The organism is Sulfitobacter sp., assembly GCF_041552635.1.
Classification (GTDB): Bacteria; Pseudomonadota; Alphaproteobacteria; order Rhodobacterales; family Rhodobacteraceae; genus Sulfitobacter.
This window is the reverse complement of sequence record NZ_JBFEKM010000233.1, coordinates 1-4,716: the sequence shown is the minus strand read 5'-3', so window position 1 is coordinate 4,716 and position 4,716 is coordinate 1. Positions and strand designations below refer to the sequence as shown.

General features: G+C 59.8%; 4 protein-coding genes and 1 pseudogene. All 5 read right to left on the bottom strand.

The features are described from left to right. Nucleotides 1-1,020 (bottom strand): annotated as a pseudogene (locus ABYT07_RS19035) (Mur ligase family protein); the annotation flags it as partial. A gap of 16 nt (nucleotides 1,021-1,036) precedes the next feature. Then, a complete protein-coding gene (locus ABYT07_RS19030) occupies nucleotides 1,037-2,824 on the bottom strand; it encodes a peptidoglycan D,D-transpeptidase FtsI family protein (RefSeq protein ID WP_372993595.1) in 1,788 nt (595 codons plus the stop codon). Next, nucleotides 2,821-3,174: a cell division protein FtsL gene (locus tag ABYT07_RS19025; RefSeq protein WP_372993594.1), complete on the bottom strand. Its 354-nt coding sequence runs from the start codon at nucleotides 3,172-3,174 to the stop codon at nucleotides 2,821-2,823. Before ABYT07_RS19025 ends, ABYT07_RS19030 begins: the two co-directional genes overlap by 4 nt. Beyond that, the gene (gene rsmH / locus ABYT07_RS19020; RefSeq protein ID WP_372993593.1) at nucleotides 3,171-4,163 is read right to left on the bottom strand and encodes a 16S rRNA (cytosine(1402)-N(4))-methyltransferase RsmH; all 993 of its coding nucleotides are present in this window, start codon (nucleotides 4,161-4,163) and stop codon (nucleotides 3,171-3,173) included. Before rsmH ends, ABYT07_RS19025 begins: the two co-directional genes overlap by 4 nt. A gap of 5 nt (nucleotides 4,164-4,168) precedes the next feature. Beyond that, nucleotides 4,169-4,672: a division/cell wall cluster transcriptional repressor MraZ gene (gene mraZ / locus ABYT07_RS19015; protein ID WP_372993592.1), complete on the bottom strand. Its 504-nt coding sequence runs from the start codon at nucleotides 4,670-4,672 to the stop codon at nucleotides 4,169-4,171. Nucleotides 4,673-4,716 lie beyond the last annotated feature (44 nt).

Genomic DNA, 4,716 nt, shown 5'->3' with positions numbered 1-4,716 from the left:
TTGCATGCGGCCCCGCACGGTCGTCAGATGCGGGATCGTATCGAACACATCAGCAGGCTTGGCCCCGCAGGCAATGACCAGCCCGCAGGCCAGCAGCACGTTATCCGCCTGAAACCCGCCAATCAGGTTCAGCCGTTTCTGATAGGTCTTGCCGCGCCAGTCAAAGCGCAGGTCCTGCCCTGTCGCGTCAAACCGTTGGCCTGTCAGGTGCAGATCACCGCCGTCACGGCCCACGCTGATCACCTCGCAGCCGCGTGCGCGGGCGATGGCGGCCATATCGATGCCTTTGGGGTCGTCGATGTTAATGACAGCCGTGCCGTCTTCGGGCAAAACACGGGAAAACAACCCCGCCTTGGCGTCAAAATACGCCTCGAATGTGGCGTGGTAATCCAGATGGTCCTGGGTGAAATTCGTGAACCCGGCGGCCTTTAGCGTCACGCCATCAAGGCGGCGCTGGTCCAGCCCGTGCGAGGACGCCTCCATCGCGGCATGGGTGATGCCGTTGGCGGCAGCTTCGGCCAAGGCACGGTGCAAGGTGATCGGTTCGGGCGTGGTGTGGGCCAGCGGGGCGGTCCATGCACCCTCGACCCCCGTCGTACCCAGGTTGACGGCGGACAGGCCCATTTAGATCCAGATCTGGCGCACAAATGTGCTGACGGATGTTTTGCCATTGGTGCCCGTCACAGCGATCATCGTGGCAGGCTGCGCGCCAAACCAAAGTGCTGCTGTGCGCGACAACGCCTCGCGCGGGGCATCGGTAATGATAACGGCAACGCCCGCCTCGGCCATCAGGTCGGCGGCAATCGCGGCACCTTTGGCGTCGGTAAGAACCGCAACCGCCCCCATACGCACAGCGTATTGGATAAACTCTGCACCGTGAACGGTGCTGCCGGGCATGGCGGCGAATAGAAAGCCGTCTTTGACCTGACGGCTGTCAACGGCAATGCCTGTGATGTCGGGGTTGGCCTCGCCCTGTGCGGTCAGACCAAGTGAGGATAGCGGGACGGCCTGTGTGCCCATGGGGGACGCTCTTTTATCAGTTGCTGCTGGACAGCGTTATACCAGCGACACTGCCCGGTTCAACCGTTGGTCTAAGCCCCAGCAAAGGTGCGATACGGCGGATCATTTCGGCGGCGACGGGCACGGCAGTCCAGCCCGCAGTGCGGCGCGGTTTTTCACCCGATGTTTCAACAGGTTCGTCCAAGGTCACGATCAGCACATATTTCGGATCATGGGCGGGGAACATGCTGGCAAAGGTATTGATCACCTTGTCCTCAAGATAGCCACCACGGGGGCCGGGTTTGTCTGCGGTCCCTGTTTTACCGCCCACCTGATAGCCGGGCACCTCGCCAAAGCTGGCAGTCCCTTCGGTCACCACGGCGCGCAACATCATACGGGCATCGGCAGCGGCGCGGGCGGACATCACGCGTTCGCCCAGTTTCGGGCCGCTTTGTTTCAGCAACGTCGGCACGACCTTTTGTCCGCCATTGGCAATGGCCGCGTATCCTGCGGCCAGATGCATCGGGCTGGACGACAGACCATGCCCATAGGAAATCGTGACCGAGCTAAGCTCTTCCCAGCGTTTCGGCAGCAGAGGCTTACCGCCAGAGGCTTCTACGATCTCGAACGGGGTCGGCTCAAAGAAACCAAGGCTTTTCAGGAAAGCCTGCTGCCGTTCTGACCCGATCTGCAAGGCCAGACGGCCCGACCCGCGGTTGGAACTGTGCACGATAATGCCGGTAACAGATTGCTTGCCATAGTTTTTGTTGTTGAATTCGCCAATCCGAAAGCCGCCGACCTTCATCGGGCCGGAAGTGTCAATGATGGTATCAGCGTTGACCAGCCCCAGATCAATGGCCTGTGCTGCGGCAAAAATCTTGAACACGGACCCCAGTTCGTACACGCCCTGAACCGACCGGTTGAACAGCGGGCTGTCTGACGCATCACCGGTGATCGCGGCGTGAGGGCGGTCGTTGGGGTCAAAGGACGGTAGTGACACAACGCTGATCACTTCGCCGCTGCGCACATCCATCAAGACCGATGTCGCCCCCTTGGCGTTCATCAGCTTCATGCCGCCGTATAAAATACGCTCGGATGCGGCCTGTACGGTCATGTCGATGGACAGCTCAAGCGGCTTGTTGCCATTGGCAGGATCACGGAGGTAGTCGTCAAAGAATTTCTCGACCCCGGCGACGCCGATTACTTCGGCACCATGCACGCCCTCGCGGCCAAAACTGGCACCGCCCATGACATGCGCGGCCAGCGCACCGTTAGGATACAGGCGCATATCACGCGGCGCAAAAAGCAGACCCGGCTCGCCGATCTCGTGGACGGCCTGCATCTGTTCAGGGCTGATTTTCTTTTTTAGCCACAAGAACTTGCGCTTGCCGGTAAAGTCTTTGATCAGTCGTTTTTCGTTCAGATCGGGAAACACTTCCATCAGCTTTTTTGCCGCCCGTTCGGGGTCGATCATGTGATGGGGCTGCGCATAAAGCGCGTGGGTCTCAAAGTTGGTGGCCAACAGATTGCCGTTGCGGTCAACGATATCCGCGCGGGTGGCCGAGATGACGGAGCCAGGGGCTGCGGCGCGCGGTTCCGTTGGGTCGGTGGTGGCCATGACGCCCATGCGCACGCCCACAACAGAAAATGCGCAGAAAAAGAATACGCCCAGAACCAGCAAACGCCCTTCGGCGCGCTGTCGCGAGGAATCGCGCATCTGTTCGTGGCGGATACGGGTGTTTTCACGTTCGATCGCGTCGGGGTTTTCACCTTTCTGGCGGGCCTCCAGAATACGGGCCAGCGGGCGCAGCGGGGTGCGGATCATTCCGAAGCCTCCATCGTGGATACGTCTACGCCATCGGTGATTTCAAACAGCGGCAATTCAGGCAGCGGCGGAAAGGTGACCTGATCAATCTGGCCGAACTGGTCGGGATGCAGCGGCAGCAGGCCAAGACGTTCGAAATTCATCTCGGCCAGATCCCGCAGGCGGTCGGGACGGTTCAGATAGGCCCATTCGGCACGCAATACGGCCAAGCGGCTATGGGCGATGCGAATTTCCTGACGTAGATCATCCGTATCGCTGAGCGCTTGTTGTGTGGCATAGTTTTCGCGGTAAGCCCAAAAGGCCAGCCCGATCACGGACAAGGTGGTCAGGATATAAAGCACTGCTCTCATGAGATAAATCCTTTGACCATCGGCATTCCGATGGATTTTGCGTCCACTGCGCCCGCAGGGGCATCGGTGCGAATTGCAACGCGCAGCTTGGCGGACCGGCTGCGCGGGTTCTCTTCGAGTTCCTGCGCATCCGGTCCGATGGCCTTGCGCTTTTTGACGATGAATTGCGGTGCTTCGGTTTCAATTTCAGGTGCAAAGCGATTGGCGTTGCCGCCCGTTCCCGCACGCGCGGTCAGGAACCGCTTGACCATGCGATCTTCGACCGAATGAAAGGTCACGACAGCCAGTTGACCGCCGGGTTTCAGCGCACGTTCAGCGGCCATCAGCCCCTCGAACAGTTCACCATATTCGTTGTTCACCGCAATCCGCAGCGCTTGAAAGCTGCGCGTGGCGGGATGCGATTGACCGGGTTTGGAACGCGGCAAGCAGCCTTCTACCAGCCGCGCCAACGCCAACGTCGTCGTAATCGGTGCTTCCTCGCGGGCCCGTACAATCGCCTTGGCGATGCGGCGGCTGGCACGTTCTTCGCCAAACTGGAACAGGATGTTGGCGATGGTTTCTTCTTCGGCCTCGTTAACGATATCGGCGGCTGACGGGCCTTCCTGGCTCATCCGCATGTCCAAAGGTCCGTCGCGCATAAAGGAAAATCCGCGTTCAGCCAGATCAAGCTGCATCGACGATACGCCCAGATCAAGGACAACCCCGTCAAGGTCTTGGGCATATTCGTCCATCTTGGAAAAAACGCCCTGCTGCATGATAATCCGGTCGCCGTATTCACCAGCCCAAGACTGGGCCATCTCGAAGGCCAGCGGATCGCGGTCCACGGCGATCACCTGATCGGCACCGGCATCCAGTAAGCCACGCGTGTAGCCGCCCGCGCCGAATGTTCCGTCCAGCCAGCGGCCTGTGACAGGCGCGACCGCCGCCAGCAAGGGGCGCAACAGGACCGGTGTGTGGGGGGCTGAAGGGGTATCAGAGGCAGCGGTCATATCGCTTATGCCTCCGGCTTGCCGTCCAGGAATGCCATCGGATCGAAGTCTTCTGGCAGGTCATCCAGCCATTCCTCTTCGCGGGCTTTTTCCTCGGTTTCATAGGTTTCGGGCTTCCAGATCTGGAATGTGTCACCAGCGGCGATAAAGAAAGCCTCGCCTTCCAGATCAATCTTGTTGCGCAGCTTGGCCGGGAGCACGAGGCGACCGGTTTCATCTACGGATGTGGGAAAGGACTGACCGTGGAACAGACGTTGCAGCATCTTACGCTCCATTGACCCACGCGGCAGCGCGTCGATTTTATCGTCGACCTCGTCAATCGCCTGCATGGTGTAGCATTCAAGATAGCTGCGGCGGGTGTCGCCATAGACGATCACCAGTTCCGGCGTGCCGCCGTTTTGCCAATTCGGATCACCGGCTTCCAACACACGACGAAAAGAGGCTGGGATAGACACCCGCCCCTTCGTATCGACCTTGTGTTGGCTTTCGCCTCTGAACCTGCGGCTCACGTGTGTGTCCCTGCCTCGTGACGCGTTTCGCGCCTGAATTTCAT

Bases quoted from the DNA above. Each gene is read 5' to 3' on its own strand.
- ABYT07_RS19030 (WP_372993595.1), bottom strand. From the start codon at position 2,824: ATGATCCGCACCCCGCTGCGCCCGCTGGCCCGTATTCTGGAGGCCCGC.
- ABYT07_RS19025 (WP_372993594.1), bottom strand. From the start codon at position 3,174: ATGAGAGCAGTGCTTTATATCCTGACCACCTTGTCCGTGATCGGGCTG.
- rsmH (WP_372993593.1), bottom strand. From the start codon at position 4,163: ATGACCGCTGCCTCTGATACCCCTTCAGCCCCCCACACACCGGTCCTG.